Source organism: Streptococcus mutans, assembly GCF_006739205.1.
Taxonomy (GTDB): Bacteria; Bacillota; Bacilli; order Lactobacillales; family Streptococcaceae; genus Streptococcus; species Streptococcus mutans.
In genome coordinates, this window is record NZ_AP019720.1 from 263,566 (window position 1) to 284,394 (window position 20,829).

Below are 20,829 nucleotides of genomic sequence, written 5' to 3' on the forward strand. Positions count from 1 at the left end.
TATTATATCATTTTCTTTAAAATTGATATAATAAGGTCATGAGTATATTAGAACTGTTAAAAAAGAAATTTTTTCCAAATAAAAATATTGATCATCAAGACTCCAAAGAGGTTGAAAATGGGATGCCTCAAAATCTTGATAATCAAGCTAGCCAAGCCTCTGACAACCATTATCACCGTCGTTATGCACAGGAAGAGGCTAGTAAATTCAGCAACATTTTGAGCAAGATAGGTCTTTCTAAAAATGGTTTGGTTAGAAGATATTGGCGCCGTTATCATGTCGGTAAGATTTTGCTGATTGCGGTAGGTATTTTTGTGCTTTTGACAGGCTCTTACCTGTTTTATCTAGCTAAGACAACCAAAGTTTCTGATTTAAAACAGGCTTTGAAGGCAACAACGGTCATTTATGATAAAAATGAAAAACAAGCTGGAACTCTTTATGGGCAAAAGGGGACTTATGTTGAACTTGATGCTATTTCCGACGATTTAGAGAATGCAGTGATTTCAACAGAAGACAGAAGCTTCTATAAAAATAGTGGCATCAATTACAAGCGGATGCTTTTAGCGATAGTTACCTTAGGTTATTCGGGCGGAGGATCTACCATTACACAGCAATTGGCTAAAAATGCCTTTTTAACCCAAGAACAAACAGTTAAAAGAAAAGCACGCGAGTTTTTCCTCGCTCTGGAATTGACCAAAAAATATAGTAAAAAAGAAATTTTAACCATGTATCTTAACAATGCCTACTTTGGTAATGGTGTTTGGGGGGTCGAAGATGCTAGTCAAAAGTATTTTGGAACTTCTGCTAGTCGGCTGACACTTGATGAGGCAGCTACTTTGGCAGGTATGTTGAAGGGTCCGGGTATCTACAATCCACTGTATTCTATTGAGAATGCGACCAGTCGACGCGATACTGTCCTGCAAAATATGGTGGCTGCGGGGAAAATATCGCAGAAACAGGCCAATGAGGCTAAAAAAGTGGGAATGGGGAACCGTATAAGTGATACTTATGTTGCTAAGACAGATGATTATCAATATCCATCTTATTTTGATGCTGTTATTAGTGAGGCTAGCTCTGTCTATGGTATCAGTGAAAAAGACATTGTTAACAATGGTTATAGGATTTACACTGAATTAGACCAGAATTACCAAACTGGCATGCAGCAAACCTTTGATGAGGAAAGTCTCTTTCCTGTATCCACTTATGATAATACCAGTGCTCAAGCTGCTAGTGTGGCTTTGGATCCTAAAACAGGTGGTGTTAGAGGCTTAGTTGGACGTGTTAATAGCACAAAAAATGTTACTTTTAGAAATTATAACTATGCGACTCAGTCTAATAGAAGTCCGGGTTCAACGATTAAACCACTAGCTGTTTATACTCCCGCAATCGCTTCAGGCTGGTCTATGGATAAACTATTACCCAATACTTCCCGTGATTTTGATGGTTACAAACCCAATAACTATGGGAATATTGAAACAGAAGACATTCCTATGTATCAGGCACTAGCCAATTCCTATAACATTCCTGCTGTTTATACGCTTGATAAATTGGGTATCAATAAGGCGTTTTCTTATGGTAAAAGGTTTGGTCTTAATATGGATGCTGCTAAAAAAGAATTAGGTGTTGCTTTGGGAGGAAGCGTCACAACTAATCCACTTGAGATGGCTCAGGCTTATGCAACATTTGCTAATGGAGGCGTGATGCCAACTGCTCACTTGATTAGTCGTATTGAAACTGCCAGCGGTGAAATTTTGAAAAAATTCACACCTAATGATAAACGTGTTATCAGTAAATCTGTGGCAGACAAAATGACTAGTATGATGTTAGGAACTTTTTCTAACGGGACTGGTGTCAATGCCAATGCTTATGGTTATACTTTAGCCGGTAAGACAGGAACAACTGAAACGAATTTTGATTCTAATCTTGCCAGTGACCAGTGGGTGATTGGTTATACACCTGATGTTGTTATTAGTCAATGGTTAGGTTTTAATAAGACTGATGAAAATCACTATTTGAATGATTCTAGTTCAGGAACGGCTTCCAATATCTTTAGCACTCAGGCAAGTTACATTTTACCCTATACTAAAGGAACAGAATTTAAGGTTAAAAATGCTTATTTCCAAGACGGCATTAAATCTACCTATGATTCAGATGATACTTCGGATGAAACTAATTCTAATTCCCAAAATATCATTGATGGTATTCGCGAGAAAGCTCAAAATGCTACGGATTCTATTAAGAAAAAAGTGGATGATTCAAATATTATTGACAAGGCCAAGAAAGTTTGGGATAGTGTTGTGAATTATTTTGAATAACTTGCAAGAATAAGAAAACCATGTTAAAATGAAAAAGTTATGGAGGCATTATGGCGCAGAAAAAAGCAAGTCTAGCTTGTGTAGAATGCGGCTCACGGAATTATTCTATCGGCGTGAGTGGTAATCCTAAACCAAATCGACTAGAGGTTAATAAATTTTGTAAATATTGTAAAAAATATACCTTGCATAAGGAAACACGTTAGGAGAAAAAACAATGAAATTCATCGGTGGCGTTTTTTCAGTTCTAAAGCATACGACATGGCCAACACGTAAACAATCTTGGCATGATTTTATTTCAATTCTGGAGTATTCAGCATTCTTTGCTCTTGTCATCTTTATTTTTGATAAGCTGTTAACTCTGGGATTGGCTGAATTATTAAAACGTTTTTAAAAGCAAAAAACAGCTGGAAAAGGCTGTTTTTTATGAAGAAATTTGTTTATTTAATAAAAAAGACTAGGGGTTCTTAAGCTTTTATGATATAATAATGTACGAAAATTTCCAAAAGCCATCTAGGCTTTTTTATAATATACAAAATTGGAGGTAAATCATGGATTCATTTGATAAAGGATGGTTTGTGCTGCAAACTTATTCTGGCTATGAAAATAAAGTAAAGGAAAATCTGTTGCAACGGGCACAAACTTATAATATGTTGGATAATATTTTACGCGTAGAAATTCCAACACAGACTGTTAATGTCGAAAAAAACGGCAAGACTAAAGAAGTTGAAGAAAATCGCTTCCCAGGCTATGTTTTGGTCGAGATGGTTATGACAGATGAGGCTTGGTTTGTTGTGCGTAACACACCAAACGTTACTGGTTTTGTCGGCTCACACGGTAATCGTTCTAAACCAACTCCGCTTCTTGAAGAAGAAATTCGTTCCATTCTCTTGTCTATGGGACAAACAGTTGATATTATTGATACTAACATCAAAGAAGGAGATGTAGTGCAAATTATTGATGGTGCCTTTGTAGGTCAAGAGGGTCGTGTTGTTGAAATTGAAAATAATAAAGTTAAAATTATGATTAATATGTTTGGAGCAGAAACTCAAGCTGAACTTGAACTGTATCAAATTGCAGAACTATAAAAAACTTTTGGGGCTTGTATTCTGAACCCCCTGTTACATGTCAGCGCCTAATCAACGAGAAAATGTGAAATAAAGGCAGAACAGCTGGTATTATCAGTCTGACAACCTATCGTTTTACTTGTTGAAGGATATAGGGTATAAAGAGTCAATTATCAATTGGAAGAAACAAAAAGGTCTCGGGATAGTGTTACCAAGAGACCTTTTTCATGTTATATGTCATAAAATTTTCTTTTTTTTGGCACTGGTATCAAGAGTGACTTCAATATCAGGGTTGTAAGTCATGATACTATTGATAAGTCCTATGTCATTCATTTCTGGTTTTAAGTCTAAATGATATTCCATTTGAATGGTGTTGTTTTTGTTAATGTTTTTAACAGAAATGAGATTTATTTCACGGCAAGTTTTGTTTAGGATTTTTTCCAGAATAGGGATATAATCAATCTCATTATTAGGAACAATAAAAGTTGCCTGTCGCCTGCTTGTGCTGACCTGTGAAAATCCTGAATTCTCATAAAGCCAAAGCACAAGGGTCAAGGTCAAGGTAAACAGGATGGCTAGGACAAGAAAGCCCATACCTGTTGCAATACCAACAGCAGTTGCAAAGAAAATATAAAGAATTTCTTTAGCACCGCCTGCAGCTGAACGAAAACGAATCAGACCAAAAGTTCCTGCAACAGCGACACTGGTTCCTAAATTACCATTAACAAGAAAAATAATCATGGAAATGAGTACAGGCAAAGTAGCCAAGGTAATAATGAATTCTTTAGTATAGATAGTCTTGTATTTATAAATTTTAGCCAGTAACAATCCTAAAAGCAGGCTGGTTAAGATAGATAAGGCGAACATGCTGGGACTAATAGTAATATCTCGATTTGAGAAAACACTGTTAAAAATCTGATTAAGCAATTGACGTAGGCTCCTCTCTGATATCTTCAGGTGTTAGTCCATAAGCCTTTAAATAAGCAGTGGTATACTTTGAAAAAGATTGTGGAATTAGCTGGTGTTTATGGAATATTTTTTCCATCCAAGCAGGAAGCCCATTTTTAACTTTGACTTCCATAACGATTTGATTGTTTTTTAGAAGTGGATAACCATTAAAACCCGAAGTGAGGTTAACATTTTCGTGGCGATAAATAACATTGCGGTCAAAAGTAACGCGAAGTTTAGGATTTTCAATTCCCCTTAGTGAAAAGCGTTCATAGTGAATGAACATTTTTGGTACTAGTTTTTTATAACGTTCTCGTAAAATAGCAAGCTCATGATTAGCTCTGTCATCTTGTTTTATGTTATTGTCAATTATTCCTTGCTGAACATAATTGCAAAGAGACAAAGGGGTGGATGTCAGACGGTATTTATAACCGATTTCTTGTTCACCCTGATATTCTTTTTTCTTGATTTCTAAAAAAGCTTGACTTTTTTGAGTAGGTTTTGGGTCATAGGTACGCATTCTAATTTTTTCACTGGCATGGCGGTGGTTGATTGAATCCTTAATCAATTGAAAGTCGGGATTATCAAAATAAATATTGGTAATGGAGGAATGAGTGAAGCGATCCGGAGTAAGATAATCTTTAAATTCTTTTTGTAATTGTTCAAAGGTGTCAGCTTCAATTAAATATTTGATTTCTTTTCTTTGAAATTCTTTTTGGATAGTTTCATTTAACATGATAGTCCTTCTTTCTGCATTTGTCTTGTAGATTATACTTAAAATATGGCATTATTCTCTTATCTTAAGATTTTTGTAGAGGGATAGTCAGTAAAGAATTGGGATGCCGCATTATTAAGCATATAGATATTATTACGCTTGTAAAATATCTTTGTGCTATTCTACACTTGTCTTTTTTTCTTGTCAATTCCTAAGTCTAAACTAAAGTATTTTTTCCAAAAAGTATGCCCTTTAAAATGTAGGCAGCTTGTAATTATCATTTGGAGTAGGTAAGCTTTTTTAGTGAGACTCAGTCAGCAGTCGCTAGATGCTATTTCCTCTGCAAGTTTCTTATTTGACTCTGTTCATTCCTTATAAAAATGCTATAATAATAAAGACTATATTTTTATCGGAGAATATTATGGTTTACTACAATCACAAAGCAATTGAGAATAAATGGCAAAAATTCTGGGAAGATAACCATACTTTTAAGACTGGAACGGCTTCCTCAAAACCAAAATTTTATGCCCTTGATATGTTTCCTTATCCATCTGGAGCTGGCCTACACGTTGGACACCCTGAGGGCTATACAGCGACAGATATTCTCAGTCGTTTCAAACGTGCGCAAGGCTACAGTGTCCTTCACCCTATGGGCTGGGATGCTTTTGGTTTACCTGCTGAGCAATATGCTATGGACACGGGTCATGATCCTGCTGACTTTACAGCGCAAAATATTGCGACTTTTAAACGCCAAATTAAATCACTTGGTTTCTCTTATGATTGGGACCGTGAAATCAACACGACAGATCCTAACTACTATAAATGGACTCAGTGGATTTTTACCAAACTTTATGAAAAAGGTCTGGCTTATGAAGCTGAAGTGCCTGTCAACTGGGTTGAAGAACTAGGGACAGCTATTGCAAATGAAGAGGTGCTGCCAGACGGAACTTCTGAACGCGGTGGTTATCCTGTTGTCCGTAAACCTATGCGCCAATGGATGTTGAAAATCACAGCTTATGCTGAACGTCTCTTAGAAGATTTGGAAGATCTGGACTGGCCTGAGTCAATCAAAGATATGCAACGCAACTGGATTGGTAAATCAACTGGTGCCAATGTAACTTTCAAAGTCAAGGACACAGATGAGGAATTTACCGTTTTCACCACTCGTCCTGATACACTCTTTGGTGCTACTTATGCTGTTCTTGCTCCTGAGCATGATTTGGTAGATATTATTACTACTGCTGGCCAAGCGCAAGCAGTTGCTGATTATAAACATCAAGCCAGTCTCAAATCAGACTTAGCTCGTACAGATCTTGCCAAAGAAAAGACTGGTGTTTGGACGGGTGCCTATGCTATCAATCCTGTCAATGGCAAGGAGATTCCAATTTGGATAGCCGACTACGTGCTTGCTAGCTACGGAACAGGTGCTATCATGGCCGTTCCAGCTCATGACGAACGCGACTGGGAATTTGCTAAACAGTTTAATCTTGATATCATTCCCGTTCTTGAAGGTGGAAATGTAGCAGAAGCAGCTTATACGGATGACGGATTGCATATTAATTCTGGTTTCTTAAACGGCCTTGACAAGGCTGCCGCTATTGACAAGATGGTGACTTGGCTTGAAACTGAAGGTGTCGGTAATAAGAAAGTGACCTATCGCTTGCGTGACTGGCTCTTTAGCCGCCAACGATACTGGGGTGAGCCTATTCCAATTATTCATTGGGAAGATGGAACGAGTACAGCTCTTCCTGAAAATGAATTGCCACTTGTCTTACCAGTAACCAAGGACATCAAACCTTCAGGCACAGGTGAATCTCCACTTGCCAACTTGACAGACTGGTTGGAAGTGTCGCGTGAAGACGGTGTTAAAGGTCGCCGAGAAACCAACACTATGCCGCAGTGGGCAGGTTCTAGCTGGTATTTCCTACGCTATATTGATCCGCATAATGACCAAAAATTGGCCGATGAGGATCTTTTGAAACAATGGTTGCCAGTTGATGTTTATGTTGGCGGCGCTGAACATGCCGTTCTCCACTTGCTTTATGCACGTTTTTGGCATAAGTTTCTCTATGATCTTGGTGTTGTACCAACCAAAGAACCTTTCCAAAAACTCTTTAACCAAGGGATGATTTTGGGAACCAGCTATCGCGATCATCGTGGTGCTTTAGTAGCAACAGATAAAGTTGAAAAACGTGATGGTTCTTTCTTCAACATCGAAACAGGCGAAGAGTTGGAACAAGCACCAGCTAAGATGTCCAAATCACTCAAAAACGTTGTCAATCCTGACGATGTTGTCGAACAATATGGTGCTGATACCCTTCGTGTTTACGAAATGTTCATGGGGCCGCTTGATGCTTCCATTGCTTGGTCTGAAGAAGGTCTTGAAGGCAGCCGTAAGTTCCTTGACCGTGTCTACCGTCTTATCACAACAAAAGAAATAGCTGCCAAAAACAATGGACACTTAGACAAGGTTTATAATGAAGTGGTTAAAACCGTAACAGAGCATCTTGAAGCTATGCGCTTTAACACAGCTATTTCTCAATTGATGATTTTTGTCAATGCCGCTAACAAGGAAGAACAACTCTTTCTTGATTATGCTAAGGGATTTATCCAATTATTGGCACCATTTGCACCGCATTTAGCTGAAGAGCTTTGGCAATTCTTAACGCAGTCTGGACAATCTATTACTTATGTTGCTTGGCCAAGTTATGATGAATCCAAATTGGTCGAAGACGAAATCGAGATTGTCCTTCAAATCAAAGGAAAAGTTCGTGCCAAGGTTGTTGTTTCTAAGGATTCCAGCCGTGAAGAACTTGAAAAAATTGCTCTTGCCAACGACAAAATCCAAGCAGAAATTGCAGGAAAAGATATTGTAAAAGTTATTGCAGTGCCTAACAAATTGGTTAATATCGTGATTAAATGAGATTCGAACTTAAAAAAATGAATACTGTTATTTTATGATTTTCAGGAGGATTGGGTGAGATATTCCCATCCTCTTTCTTTATGACGACAAGGTAAAAACTTAGTCACACTCTTTAAAAATCAGATAATAGGTTGTTATACTCAAGTACTGTCTATAATTTGTCACCTAGTCTAATCTGAGATAAATTCTTAACAATGATATTCGTGATAGAATTCTTTTATCACCGTGATAGGAATTATATAATAGGCAAGTTTTTCAATTAGTGATAAGATAGATATAACCATATTTTTGGAGGAAAATTATGAAATTGAAACATATTTTAAGAATTGGAGCGGTTGCTTTTGCCTCAATTCTTTTGTTAACTGCTTGCGGATCAAAATCATCTAAAAAAACAGTAACCCTTGCGACTGTTGGAACAACAAATCCGTTTTCTTATGAGAAAAAAGGAAAATTAACGGGATATGATATCGAGGTTGCTAAGGAAGTTTTCAAAGCTTCTGATAAATATGATGTCAAATATCAAAAAACAGAATGGACCAGTATTTTCTCTGGTCTAGACAGCGACAAATATCAAATCGGGGCTAACAATATCAGTTATACTAAAGAGCGTGCCAATAAATATCTTTATTCTAATCCAACGGCTTCCAATCCATTGGTATTAGTGGTTCCAAAAGATAGTGATATTAAGTCTTATAATGATATTGCTGGGCATAGCACTCAAGTTGTTCAAGGGAATACAACAGTGCCTATGCTGCAGAAATTCAATAAAAAACATGAAAACAATCAAGTTAAACTAAACTTTACCAGTGAAGATCTTGCGCATCAAATCCGTAATGTCAGTGATGGTAAGTATGATTTTAAAATTTTTGAAAAAATTTCAGCAGAAACGATCATCAAAGAGCAAGGACTTGATAATTTGAAAGTTATTGATCTTCCTTCAGACCAAAAACCATATGTTTACTTTATTTTTGCGCAAGACCAAAAAGACTTACAAAAGTTTGTCAATAAACGTCTCAAAAAACTTTACGAGAATGGTACACTTGAAAAATTATCGAAAAAATACCTTGGAGGAAGCTATCTTCCAGATAAAAAAGATATGAAATAATTCGTTAAAATCAGGTTTTTACCTGATTTTTTGGAATTGAGAAAACCAGTGTTTTAACGATATGGCTATAGTTTTTAGCTATAAGGAAATCTTTGAAATAACAATTTGATAGCTATCATTAAATATGAGAGAATAGGTTTACTTTAATAGAAAAGGTGGATAACCGATGAAACTTAAAAAAATATTAGGTCTTTTAGGATTGGCTTTAGCTGCGGCATTTGTTTTAACGGCTTGCGGTCAAAAAAATGATAAAAATACGTTAACTGTTGGTGTGATGACTATGACTGATTCTGATAAAGAACGTTGGGATAAAATTGAGGAACTGCTTAAAAAAGAAAATATCAAACTTAAATTTAAAGAGTTTACAGATTACTCACAGCCGAATAAAGCTTTAAAAAACGGTGAAATTGACATCAATTCTTTCCAGCATTATAATTTCTTGAATAATTGGAACAAGGAAAACAAGGGTGATTTAGTTACTGTAGCTGAGACATATATCAGTCCGATTAATCTTTTCTCAGGCACAGAAAATGGTAAAGCAAAATACAGTAGTGCTAAGGAAATTCCAGATGGTGGTCAAATTGCTATTCCTAATGATGCTACTAACGAAAGCCGCGCTCTTTACGTTCTTCAAGATGCTGGCTTAATTAAATTAAATGTTTCTGGTGATGAATTGGCTACCGTTAAAAATATTAAGTCAAATCCCAAAAATCTTGATATTAAAGAAGTAGATGCCAGTCAAACAGCTCGTAATTTAGCATCCGTTGATGCTGCTGTTGTTAATAACAGTTACGCTGTTCCAGCAAAAATTGATTTCAAAACGTCTCTTTATAAAGAAAAAGTGAATGAAGGCTCTAAACAATGGATTAATATCATTGCAGCTCAAAAGAATTGGAAAAAATCAAAGAAGGCAGCCGCGATTAAGAAATTGATTAAAGCTTATCATACAGATGCTGTTAAAAAAGTTATTAAAAAGACTGCTAAAGGCGTTGATGAACCTGTTTGGTAAGAGTGGGTAAAGACAAATAACAATGAGTCTGGGAGAAAAGCTACCCAGACTTATTTTAAGATAATGACAATTAAGTTCAGAGGTGGAAAAACTCATCAGTGAGTGGTTTTTTCCTTAGCTCTGAGATATGAGAGCGATAAAATTATATAAGATAATGGTTTTGTCTCACCTCTTAGTTATATAAAAGGAGAAAAATGGCATTTTCAAGTGAACAAGAGCAAATTGCTAAATTTTGGCAGGATGAAGTTGCTCAGCATTATTTTGAGGTTTTACGGACCTTAATTTCCAAAAAATCTATTTTTGCACAACAGATAGGCCTGCAGGATGTTGCAGGCTATTTGGGCGAAATTTTTGCCAATGTCGGTGCTGAAGTGACAATTGATGAAACCTATACGGCTCCTTTTGTTATTGCTAAATTTAAAAGTTCCAAACCTCAGGCTAAAACCATTATTTTTTATAACCATTATGATACAGTACCTGCAGATAATGATCAGATTTGGACAGATAATCCCTTTAAACTGACCTTAAGAAAAGGTTATATGTATGGCCGTGGTGTTGATGATGACAAAGGGCATATTACAGCTCGTTTGACAGCTGTTCGAAAGTATATTCGTGAGGTTGGGGATCTTCCTGTTAATGTTACTTTTATAATAGAAGGAGCTGAAGAATCTGCTTCAACAGATCTTGACAAGTATTTAAAAAAATATGCGGATAGTTTGCTTCCTGCAGATGTTTTGATTTGGGAACAAGGTGTTAAAAATAGTCAGGGTCAGTTAGAAATTACAGGTGGTAATAAAGGTATTATTACTTTTAATCTTTCTGTATCCAGTGCAGAGGTTGATATTCACTCAAAATATGGTGCGGTTATTGAATCGGCAGCATGGTATCTCTTAAATGCAATTTCCAGTATGCGAGCAGATGATGGTCAGATTTTAATCGATGGTATTTATGATCAGGTCTTGGAGCCCAATGAGCGTGAATTGGATTTAGTAGAGCGTTATGCTCTTGAAAATAGTGAAGGTTTGCGCAAAGTTTATGGTTTAAAATTACCAACTTTAAAAAAAGAGCGTCGTGATTTTCTTAAAACCTATTTTTTTGAACCCGCCTTATCCATAGAAGGACTTTCTTCTGGTTATCAAGGGCAAGGTGTGAAAACAATTCTGCCTTCTGCTGCCAGTGCTAAGATGGAAATGCGTTTAGTTCCCGGTCTCAGTCCCCAGTACGTTTTTGAAAAGATTAATAGTCATTTGAGAAAATTAGGCTTTGAACATGTTAAGGTAACCTATACCTTAGGCGAAGAATCTTATCGCAGTGATATGAGTGCTCCGGCTATTTTGACCATTATTGACTTGGCTAAGCAATTTTATGAAGCTGGCGTATCTGTTCTGCCCACTGCTGCTGGTACAGGTCCTATGCATACGGTTTATGATGCTTTGGGCATTCCTATGTTAGCTTTTGGACTTGGCAATCCCAATAGTCGCGATCACGGTGGTGATGAAAATGTTAATTTAGCAGACTATTATACCCATATTGAATTAATTAAGGAGTTAATTAGAAGTTATGAGTAAAGCGATTATAAAACTTGACCATATTGATATCACTTTTCACCAAAAGAAGCGAACTATTGAAGCGGTTAAAGGTGTCACAGTACATATTAATCAAGGTGATATTTATGGTATTGTTGGTTATTCTGGCGCCGGTAAGTCCACTCTTGTTCGTGTGATTAATCTTTTGCAGACCCCAACAAAAGGAAAAATTACAGTAGATCAAGATGTGATTTTTGAAAATGGTGAAAAGCGGTTATCCAGTCAGGAACTCAGAAAGAAGCGTCATGAAATTGGTATGATTTTCCAGCATTTTAATTTAATGGCTCAGAAGACTGCGCGCCAAAATGTTGCTTTTGCCTTGCGTCATTCCAATCTTAGTGCAGCGGAAAAAGAAAGCAAAGTAACAGAATTATTAGAATTGGTGGGCTTAACTGATCGTGCAGAGAACTACCCTTCACAGCTTTCTGGCGGTCAAAAACAACGTGTCGCGATTGCTCGAGCTCTTGCTAATGATCCTAAAATTCTGATTTCAGATGAAGCTACTTCGGCCTTAGATCCCAAAACAACCAAGCAAATTTTAGCACTTTTACAAGATTTAAATAAAAAATTGGGATTGACTGTTGTCATGATTACTCATGAGATGCAAATTGTTAAAGATATTTGCAATCGTGTGGCTGTCATGCAGGAAGGTTCTCTAATTGAAGAAGGATCTGTTTTAGATATTTTTTCAAATCCTAGAGAGGACTTAACCAAAGACTTCATCAAAACAGCAACGGGAATTGAAGAAGCTTTGATAAAGATTAAACAGCAAGAAATCGTTAAAAACTTGCCGGCTAATGCTGCTTTGGTGCAATTAAAATACGCGGGTAAAACCACGGATGAGCCTATTTTAAATAACCTTTATAAAAAATATCAAGTCACTGCTAATATTCTGTATGGCAATATAGAAATTTTAGAAAAGACACCTGTTGGTGAGATGATTGTTATTTTAGAGGGCGCAGCTACTAATATTGAGCAAGCACTTAATGATTTAACACATTCAGATTTAACAGTAACGGTTTTGAAGAGAGGAGTTTAAAATGCATTTTATTCAAACCTATTTACCCAATGCTTATGAGCTTGGTTTGACAGGAGATGCTGGTTGGTTAACAGCAATTCTGAATACACTTTATATGACTATTGTTCCTTTTGTTATTGGAGGAGGCGTTGGTCTGGTTTTTGGTCTTCTCTTAGTATTGATGGGACCTGAAGGTGTTATTGAAAATAAGGTTGTTTGTTGGATCATTGATAAAGTAACATCTGTTTTCCGCGCCATTCCTTTTGTTATTTTGATTGCTGTCTTAGCACCATTAACCATGCTTTTGATGCAAACGAATTTAGGTGCGACAGCAGCCTTGGTTCCTTTATCTTTTGCGACTTTTCCTTTCTTTGCACGGCAAGTACAGGTTGTCTTTTCTGAATTGGATCGCGGTGTTATTGAGGCAGCACAAGCTTCTGGAGCTACCTTTTGGGATATTGTAAAGGTCTATATCAGTGAAGGTTTTCCGGATCTTATTCGTGTCTCAACGGTAACCTTGATTTCTCTTGTTGGTGAAACGGCTATGGCCGGAGCAATCGGAGCTGGGGGACTTGGGAATGTTGCTATTTCTTACGGCTATAATCGTTTTAATAATGATGTCACTTGGGTTGCAACTTTACTTATTCTTTTGCTTATTTTTACAATCCAATTTATTGGAGATACGCTAACTCGAAAAGTAAGTCATCGTTAATACTTAAGGTAGGAAAAATTGAGATTACGATTTTGTTTCTTGTGACCTTGCTTGAGGAGGTGTTTTTTTGAAAATTAGTCTTTTGCAATTAGATATAAAAGATGGTCAGCCTCGTGTTAATCAGGCAAACGTCCAAAATCTTTTACAAGAAGCACTCTTAGAAGAGCCGGATGTCATTGTTTTACCAGAATTATGGAACAGTGGTTATGCGTTGGATAAATTAGAAAAAATTGCTGATGAAGATGGGAAAGTCAGCCGTCCTTGGCTTAGTCAATTTGCTGAGAAACATGGAGTTACTTTAGTTGCTGGATCTGTAGCGACTAAACGAAAAGGCCAATTTTACAATACAGCTTACAGTTTTTCTTCGAAAGGACAGCTGATAAATACTTATGATAAGGTCCATCTTTTTGGTCTAATGGCTGAAGATAAATTTTTGACTGCTGGACAAAGAGAAAGTCATTTTCAAATTGGAACTGTTGGTGCCAGCCATGTTATTTGTTACGATATCCGCTTTCCTGAATGGATTCGTCATTTGATGAGTCAAGATGCTGCTCTTTTATTTGTTTCAGCCCAGTGGCCCAGCAGCCGCATTGAACAATGGAGGATCCTTTTACAAGCGCGTGCTATTGAAAATCAGGCCTTTGTCATTGCTGTTAATCGTGTCGGACAGGGGCTCAAGGACCAGTTCAACGGTCATTCTTTAATCATTGATCCTTTGGGAAAAATTCTTTTAGAGGCAAATGATTGTGAAGGAGTTTTTAGTGCTCAGATAGATCTAAACCAAGTTAAAAAGGTTCGTGGTCAGATTCCTGTTTTTAAAGATAGACGTTTGGAACTTTATTAAATGAAGAAACAGTTATAGGTAATAACTATAGCTGTTTCTACTCTTTTACAGTCTACAAAAAACAATAATCTTGTGATAAGATAAATAAGAAGTAAATAAGAAAGAAGGGCAAAATTATTAAAAATGAGTAATAATTTATTAGTCTTGCAGTCAGATTTTGGCTTGGTTGATGGTGCTGTATCTGCGATGATTGGTGTCGCTTTGCAAGAAGCCCCAACACTCGGTATTCACAATTTAACTCATGAAATAACTCCTTACAACATTTTTGAAGCTTCTTATCGTCTCTTTCAGACAGTTGAATATTGGCCTCAAGGAACTACCTTTGTATCAGTGGTTGATCCGGGAGTTGGCTCAGACAGAAAAAGCGTTGTGGCCTTAACGTCAAGAAATCAGTATATTGTGACGCCTGATAATGGGACTTTATCTTATATCAAGAAACATGTTGGTATCAAAGCTGTTCGTGAGATTTCAGAAATTGAGAATCGTCGTCGTAATACAGAATTATCCTACACTTTTCATGGACGTGATGTCTATGCCTTTACAGGAGCCAAATTGGCTAGTGATCATATTTCTTTTGAAGAAGTTGGTCCAGAATTAGCTATTGAATCTATAGTAGAATTACCAGTGGTTGAAACCGTTATTGAAGATAATCTTGTTCGTGGTGCCGTTGATATTCTGGATGTTCGTTTTGGTTCTTTATGGACGTCTATTACACGTGAAGAATTTTACACGCTTAAGCCAGGATTCAATGATCGCTTTGAAGTAACTATCTACAATAATGATATGCTCGTTTATCAAAATCAAGTGACCTATGGCAAATCATTTGCAGCTGTTCGGATTGGTCAACCCATTATTTATATCAATTCTCTCTATCGTGTGGGCGTTGCTATTAACCAAGGTTCTTTTGCTAATGCCTACAATGTCGGTGTCGGACCTCAGTGGCGTATCGAAATCAAAAAATTAAATTAAGGAGAAAAAATGAAAAATAATTCAATTAAAGCAGTTGTCGCAACAGGGATTGGAGCAGCCTTATTTGTTATTATTGGTATGTTTATCAATATTCCACTCTTTGCTAATACAAGTATTCAGCTGCAATATGCTGTTCAAGCCTTTTTAGCTGTTATTTTTGGTCCAGTTGTCGGCTTCTTTATTGGTTTAATCGGTCATATGGTAAAAGATATGTTTGCTGGTTATGGTATTTGGTGGTCATGGGTTATTCCAAGCGGCCTTGTTGGTCTTGGAATTGGTTTTTTGAGAAATCGTCTTCGTGTTGAAAAGGGAATCTTTTCAACTAAAGATGTTGTTACCTTTAATATTGTTCAAGTGCTGGTAAACGTTCTTGCTTGGGGAGTTATCGCACCTCTTGGCGATATCATTATTTTTAAAGAGCCAGCAAGCAAGGTTTTTGTTCAAGGTTTGTTAGCTAGTGTTGCCAATGCTCTAACAGTTGGTGTTGGCGCTACCATTCTTTTGGCTATTTATGCAAAAAGTCGGACACAAGCAGGAAGTTTATCAAAAGATTAACCTCTAGAAGATTAGGAAAATCATTTTTATGAAACCATTTATTGAATTCAAGGATTTTTCTTTTAAATATGATGCTCAGGCAGAGTCAACCTTGAAAGAAATCACACTTTCTATTGAGAAAGGGGAAAAGGTACTGATTATTGGGCCGTCTGGAAGTGGAAAGTCAACCATAGGGCACTGTTTAAATGGCATTATTCCTAATATTTATAAAGGGCAGGCTGAAGGTTCTTTGACAATAGATGGCAAGGATGTCTTTGACCTATCTATTTATGAAAAATCTCATCTTGTTTCAACTGTTTTACAAGATCCAGACGGGCAATTTATTGGCTTAACAGTAGCAGAAGATCTTGCTTTTGCCTTGGAAAATGATTGTGTAGCCCATGAGACAATGTTTGAGAGGGTGGACACTTGGGCAGACAAATTAGATTTAAAAGAATTGCTCCAACATCGTCCGCAGGATTTATCAGGCGGACAAAAGCAAAGAGTCAGTTTGGCAGGTGTTATGATTGATGAAAGCCCTGTTTTATTATTTGACGAACCTTTAGCCAATCTAGATCCAAAATCTGGTCAGGACACCATAGATTTGATTGATCATCTTCATCAGACGGCAGAAACAACTACTATTATTATTGAACATCGCTTAGAAGATGTTCTTTATCGACCTGTTGATCGGGTTATACTGATTAATGAAGGTCAAGTTCTTTTTAATGGAAGTTCTAATGATCTTTTAAAGACTAGTCTTTTACAAGAAAATGGTATTCGTGAGCCCCTTTATGTGACTGTTTTACGTCATCTTGGTTTGGATATCAAAAATACTTCTCATTTAGCCAATCTTGAACAGCTTGATCTCTCTGGTGTCAGTTTTGCAGGCGATATTTCCCTAAAAGAACCTCAAGAGCCACAAGTCTTGTTTGATATTCAACACCTTAATTTTGCCTATAGTTCAGAGCGTCCCATTTTGAAGAATCTCTCTTTTACCCTTAATAAGGGGGAACGTCTTGCTATTGTTGGCAAAAATGGTGCAGGTAAATCAACGCTGGCCAAAGCTCTTTGTCAGTTTATTTCCTACGCTGGCCAAATCTTTTATCAAGGCCAGGATATTGCATCTGATTCTATCAAGGAACGCTCCGAGCGTATTGGCTATGTTCTCCAAAATCCTAATCAAATGATTAGTCAAACGATGATTTTTGATGAAGTTGCTCTGGGACTCCGCTTACGCGGTGTTGATGACAGTCAGATCGAAAAGCGCGTTTTGAAGGTTTTAAAGACCTGCGGTCTTTATGAGTTTCGCAAGTGGCCCATTTCAGCCCTTTCCTTCGGGCAGAAAAAACGCGTGACCATTGCTTCTATTTTGGTATTGAATCCAGAGGTGATTCTTTTAGATGAACCGACAGCAGGACAAGATAAGAAGCATTATACAGAAATGATGTCTTTCTTAAATGATTTGCATGCTTTGGGGCATACTATTATTATGATTACACATGATATGCAACTCATGTTAGAATATTCTGATCGAGCCTTGGTTATTAGTGATGGTCAAATTCTAGCTGATCAAAGTCCCATTACTCTCTTTAATCAACCGGACATACTAAGAATAGCCAATCTTAAACAAACTAGCATTTTTGATTTGGCGCAAAGACTGAATTGTGACCCAATTGCTCTGACACATTACTATATTGATCAGCAAGGAGGAGAAGATGAATAAACCCTTAATTGGCTATCATGATGGTCAAGGTTTTCTCTACAAGCTATCAGGTGCTAGTAAACTACTTTTCTTTCTCCTTGTTTCTATTGCTTGTATGACAACCTATGATACGCGTTTGATTGCAGCAGTAGGTATCCTTTCAATCTTTCTCTTTAAAATGGCAAACATTCATTGGCGCGACATTTCTTTTGTCATGAAATTCATAACCGTATTTGCGGTTTTGAATGTTGTCATGGTTTATCTTTTTGCACCTGATTATGGAGAAAAAATTTATGGAGCAAAGACCTTATTATTTGAAGGATTTGGTGGATTTTACTTAAGCAGTCAGGAAATCTTTTATCTTTTAAATTTAGTTCTCAAGTATTTCTGTACAGTCCCTCTGGCTATTTTATTTTTGATGACGACTCATCCTAGTCAATTTGCTTCCAGTCTCAATCAAATTGGGGTTCCTTATAAAATAGCCTACGCTGTTAGTTTAACGTTGCGTTATATTCCTGATGTTCAGGAAGAATTTTATATGATTCGAACTTCACAGGAAGCGCGTGGATTGGAATTATCAAAAAAGGCCAGATTAATGAGTCGTATTAAAGGGAATGTTCAAATTATTGTTCCGCTCATTTTCAGCTCCTTGGATAGAATAGATACCATTTCCACTGCCATGGAACTTCGTCGTTTTGGCAAAAACAAGAAGAGAACTTGGTATACTTATCAGCCTTTTAGAAAAAATGACTTTCTTACTATATTTCTAGCCTGTTTGATTTTACTAATCAGTCTAAGTTTATTTGCTCTTAATAAAGGACGATTTTATAACCCATGGGCAGGTTAAGTGTGAGAAAACACTCTCCTTTCAATAGAAAAAACAAAAAAGATGATTCATGTGAGTGACTTTATCAAAGTTGATTTTTACGATCTAACTTTGGGAGGTCAGTCCATTAATCGTCTTTTTAAAAATTCTTTTATATAATCAAAAAGCTCTATAATTCCAAGTGGATTATCCCACTATAGACATTCTAGAGCCTTTTTATTTAAGAAATTCATTACAATAAGAACTACAAAGGTTTTTTGTTAGGCATTCCGGCCTTACGTGGATATTTATTCGGTGTTTCTTTCTTTTTAGTGATAATAGTGAGATTGCGTCCGTCTCCATTGGGAAGTTGATAGTTGTCACTGCTAGTTGTTTGACTAAACAATAAGTTTAAAGCATTTTGAGCAGTTTTTAATTCTTCATCAGCAGCACTGGCTTTAAGAGCAAGCAATTGACCGCCGACTTTTAAAAAGGGAATGGTCAGTTCGGATAACACTTGTAAACGAGCGACAGCTCTGGCCGTAACAAGGTCAAAGTGAGCTCGAAAATTCTTGTCTTGTCCAAAATCTTCAGCCCTGCCATGGTAAAAATGAACCTTGTCAAGTTCTAAAGCATCAGCTAATAAATTAAGAAATTTAATACGCTTATTCAGTGAGTCAATGATAGTGACGTCTAACTGGGGATAAATAATTTTCATTGGTAGACTAGGAAAACCAGCTCCTGCCCCAATGTCCAAAAGTTTTAAAGACTCATTAGGAATATAGCCTGATAAAAGTGGTGCTATAGAGTCATAGAAATGTTTAAGATAGACTTCTTTTTCCTCAGTAATGGCAGTAAGATTGATTTTATCATTCCATTCCACCAATAATTTAAAATAAAGGTCAAATTGTTCTTTTTGTTTAGCAGATAAGTTGATGTGATGTTTGGCCAAAGCTTGGTAAAATTCTTCAGGGGTCATGATTTCTCCTTTATATTATCACTTATTCTAACATAAATCTTCTTTTTCTGATATAATAGTAAGAAGAATTTTTAAGGAGAATAATACATGTTGATTTGGATTATTTTAGTTATTGTCATCCTTCTTGTGATTTGGGTGACTGTCGGTTATAATGGCCTTGTAAGAAGCCGTATGCAAACGCAAGAGGCTTGGAGTCAGATTGATGTTCAGTTGAAACGCCGCAATGATTTGATTCCTAATTTGCTTGAAACAGTCAAAGGTTATGCTAAGTATGAACAAAGCACTTTAGAAAAAGTAACCGAACTGCGCAGTAAGGTAGCCAATGCCAGTACGCCTAATGAAGCTATGAAAGCTAGTGATGCTCTCGGAAAACAAATGGCTAGTATTTTAGCAGTTGCAGAAAGTTATCCTGATCTCAAAGCAAACCAAAATTTTCTTAAGTTGCAAGAAGAACTGACAAATACAGAAAATAAAATTTCTTATTCACGTCAACTTTTCAATTCAACCACAGCTAACTACAATGTTAAGTTAGAAACCTTTCCAAGTAATCTTATTGCTGGTTTATTTGGTTTTAAGGCTAAGGAATTTTTAGAAACACCAGAAGAAGAAAAATCAGTGCCAAAAGTGGACTTTGGAGATATGGCTTAGGAGTGTATTATGCTATTTAATCAAATTGCTAGCAATAAAAGAAAAACAATCGTTCTTCTGATTGTTTTCTTTATGCTTTTAGCTGCTATTGGTGCGGCAGTCGGTTATCTCTGGTTGGATAGTTTGGTAGGCGGCATGGCTATTGCTTTGATTATCGGCTTTATTTATGCTTTTAGTATGATTTTTCAGTCAACCAATATTGTCATGGCCATGAATAATGCCAAAGAAATTACAGTAGATGAAATGCCAGACTATTATCATATTGTTGAGGATATGGCTATGGTGGCACAAATCCCTATGCCCCGTGTTTATGTGATTGACGATCCTTCGCTCAATGCTTTTGCTACAGGATCCAGTCCCCAAAATGCTGCAGTGGCTGCAACCACTGGACTCTTAGCTATTATGAATCGTGAAGAATTAGAAGGCGTTATTGGGCATGAGGTTAGTCATATCAGGAATTATGATATTCGAATTTCAACTATTGCTGTTGCTCTTGCTAGTGCTGTCACCTTGATTTCGAGTATAGGCGGTCGAATGATGTGGTTTGGTGGCGGCAGGAGCCGCCGTTCAAATGATAATGAAGGCGGCGGTTACCTACAAATTATCCTTCTTATTTTTTCTCTTCTGGCCATTATCTTAGCTCCTTTGGCAGCCAGTCTTGTTCAATTAGCTATTTCACGTCAGCGAGAATATTTGGCAGATGCCAGTTCTGTTGAACTAACACGCAATCCGCAAGGAATGATTAGGGCTCTGCAAAAATTAGAACAGTCTCAGCCCATGGCTCACTCTGTTGATAATGCCAGTGCTGCGCTATATATCAATGATCCTAAGAAAAAATCGGGTTTAAAGCACCTTTTTTATACTCATCCGCCAATTGCTGATAGAATTAGACGTTTAGAACAAGTGTAGAGAGAAATCGGTGTTCAAAATCAGGGACTCTATAAGTTTTT

At 36.8% G+C, this 20,829-nt stretch carries 20 protein-coding genes; 17 read left to right on the forward strand and 3 right to left on the reverse strand.

Features of this window, described 5'->3' with window-relative positions; all coding sequences use genetic code 11:
- The first annotated feature begins 38 nt into the window (after window positions 1–38).
- The 4 genes from pbp2a to nusG all read left to right on the forward strand — a co-directional run bounded on the left by pbp2a (window position 39) and on the right by nusG (window position 3,400).
- Window positions 39–2,315, forward strand: coding sequence for a penicillin-binding protein PBP2A (pbp2a, locus tag FNL60_RS01400; RefSeq protein ID WP_002280243.1), 2,277 nt, complete (start codon window positions 39–41; stop codon window positions 2,313–2,315).
- 50 nt (window positions 2,316–2,365) lie between these two features.
- Entirely contained in the window at window positions 2,366–2,518 is a 153-nt protein-coding gene (rpmG, locus tag FNL60_RS01405; RefSeq protein WP_002262144.1) for a 50S ribosomal protein L33, read from the forward strand.
- A gap of 11 nt (window positions 2,519–2,529) precedes the next feature.
- Window positions 2,530–2,706 carry a preprotein translocase subunit SecE gene (gene secE, locus FNL60_RS01410; protein WP_002262143.1) on the forward strand — a complete coding sequence of 59 codons (177 nt, stop codon included), beginning with the start codon at window positions 2,530–2,532 and terminating at the stop codon, window positions 2,704–2,706.
- A 157-nt stretch (window positions 2,707–2,863) separates the two neighbouring features.
- Window positions 2,864–3,400 (forward strand): transcription termination/antitermination protein NusG, encoded by a 537-nt coding sequence (gene nusG / locus FNL60_RS01415; protein ID WP_002262142.1) that lies wholly within the window; start codon window positions 2,864–2,866, stop codon window positions 3,398–3,400.
- Window positions 3,401–3,616: 216 nt separating this feature from the next.
- Here the strand turns inward: nusG and FNL60_RS01420 are convergent, their stop codons facing one another.
- Both FNL60_RS01420 and FNL60_RS01425 read right to left on the reverse strand, forming a co-directional pair.
- Window positions 3,617–4,306 (reverse strand): DUF4956 domain-containing protein, encoded by a 690-nt coding sequence (locus FNL60_RS01420; protein ID WP_002262141.1) that lies wholly within the window; start codon window positions 4,304–4,306, stop codon window positions 3,617–3,619.
- Window positions 4,299–5,063 carry a polyphosphate polymerase domain-containing protein gene (locus tag FNL60_RS01425; protein ID WP_002265135.1) on the reverse strand — a complete coding sequence of 255 codons (765 nt, stop codon included), beginning with the start codon at window positions 5,061–5,063 and terminating at the stop codon, window positions 4,299–4,301. Before FNL60_RS01425 ends, FNL60_RS01420 begins: the two co-directional genes overlap by 8 nt.
- 400 nt (window positions 5,064–5,463) lie before the next feature.
- On the opposite strand from FNL60_RS01425, the gene leuS reads away from it, so the two are divergent.
- The 11 genes from leuS (at window position 5,464) to FNL60_RS01480 (ending at window position 18,294) form a co-directional block, all read left to right on the forward strand.
- Complete coding sequence (gene leuS / locus FNL60_RS01430) at window positions 5,464–7,965, forward strand: leucine--tRNA ligase (protein ID WP_002280242.1); 2,502 nt, start codon at window positions 5,464–5,466, stop codon at window positions 7,963–7,965.
- A 301-nt stretch (window positions 7,966–8,266) separates the two neighbouring features.
- Window positions 8,267–9,070 carry an amino acid ABC transporter substrate-binding protein gene (locus FNL60_RS01435; RefSeq protein WP_002265133.1) on the forward strand — a complete coding sequence of 268 codons (804 nt, stop codon included), beginning with the start codon at window positions 8,267–8,269 and terminating at the stop codon, window positions 9,068–9,070.
- Between the two features lie 166 nt (window positions 9,071–9,236).
- Window positions 9,237–10,079 (forward strand): MetQ/NlpA family ABC transporter substrate-binding protein, encoded by an 843-nt coding sequence (locus FNL60_RS01440; RefSeq protein WP_002267930.1) that lies wholly within the window; start codon window positions 9,237–9,239, stop codon window positions 10,077–10,079.
- A gap of 194 nt (window positions 10,080–10,273) precedes the next feature.
- A complete protein-coding gene (locus FNL60_RS01445) occupies window positions 10,274–11,647 on the forward strand; it encodes a M20/M25/M40 family metallo-hydrolase (protein ID WP_002262136.1) in 1,374 nt (457 codons plus the stop codon).
- Window positions 11,640–12,704: a methionine ABC transporter ATP-binding protein gene (locus tag FNL60_RS01450; protein ID WP_002280241.1), complete on the forward strand. Its 1,065-nt coding sequence runs from the start codon at window positions 11,640–11,642 to the stop codon at window positions 12,702–12,704. Before FNL60_RS01445 ends, FNL60_RS01450 begins: the two co-directional genes overlap by 8 nt.
- A gap of 1 nt (window position 12,705) precedes the next feature.
- Window positions 12,706–13,395, forward strand: a complete 690-nt coding sequence (locus FNL60_RS01455) for a methionine ABC transporter permease (protein WP_002280240.1) — start codon at window positions 12,706–12,708, stop codon at window positions 13,393–13,395.
- A gap of 67 nt (window positions 13,396–13,462) precedes the next feature.
- A complete protein-coding gene (locus FNL60_RS01460) occupies window positions 13,463–14,239 on the forward strand; it encodes a carbon-nitrogen family hydrolase (RefSeq protein WP_002278262.1) in 777 nt (258 codons plus the stop codon).
- A gap of 123 nt (window positions 14,240–14,362) precedes the next feature.
- The gene (locus tag FNL60_RS01465; protein WP_002280239.1) at window positions 14,363–15,208 is read left to right on the forward strand and encodes an SAM hydrolase/SAM-dependent halogenase family protein; all 846 of its coding nucleotides are present in this window, start codon (window positions 14,363–14,365) and stop codon (window positions 15,206–15,208) included.
- A gap of 9 nt (window positions 15,209–15,217) precedes the next feature.
- Window positions 15,218–15,763: an ECF-type riboflavin transporter substrate-binding protein gene (locus tag FNL60_RS01470; RefSeq protein WP_002265128.1), complete on the forward strand. Its 546-nt coding sequence runs from the start codon at window positions 15,218–15,220 to the stop codon at window positions 15,761–15,763.
- A gap of 28 nt (window positions 15,764–15,791) precedes the next feature.
- Entirely contained in the window at window positions 15,792–17,468 is a 1,677-nt protein-coding gene (locus tag FNL60_RS01475) for an ABC transporter ATP-binding protein (RefSeq protein ID WP_002265445.1), read from the forward strand.
- The gene (locus FNL60_RS01480; RefSeq protein WP_002270261.1) at window positions 17,461–18,294 is read left to right on the forward strand and encodes an energy-coupling factor transporter transmembrane component T family protein; all 834 of its coding nucleotides are present in this window, start codon (window positions 17,461–17,463) and stop codon (window positions 18,292–18,294) included. Before FNL60_RS01475 ends, FNL60_RS01480 begins: the two co-directional genes overlap by 8 nt.
- A 223-nt stretch (window positions 18,295–18,517) precedes the next feature.
- Here the strand turns inward: FNL60_RS01480 and rsmG are convergent, their stop codons facing one another.
- On the reverse strand, window positions 18,518–19,231 hold the full coding sequence (rsmG, locus tag FNL60_RS01485; protein WP_002274870.1) for a 16S rRNA (guanine(527)-N(7))-methyltransferase RsmG: 714 nt from the start codon (window positions 19,229–19,231) through the stop codon (window positions 18,518–18,520).
- A gap of 87 nt (window positions 19,232–19,318) precedes the next feature.
- Between rsmG and FNL60_RS01490 the strand changes: the two genes are divergently transcribed.
- Together FNL60_RS01490 and htpX are read left to right on the forward strand one after the other, a co-directional pair.
- Complete coding sequence (locus tag FNL60_RS01490) at window positions 19,319–19,879, forward strand: LemA family protein (RefSeq protein WP_002262127.1); 561 nt, start codon at window positions 19,319–19,321, stop codon at window positions 19,877–19,879.
- A gap of 9 nt (window positions 19,880–19,888) precedes the next feature.
- Window positions 19,889–20,788 (forward strand): zinc metalloprotease HtpX, encoded by a 900-nt coding sequence (htpX, locus tag FNL60_RS01495; RefSeq protein WP_002262126.1) that lies wholly within the window; start codon window positions 19,889–19,891, stop codon window positions 20,786–20,788.
- Window positions 20,789–20,829 lie beyond the last annotated feature (41 nt).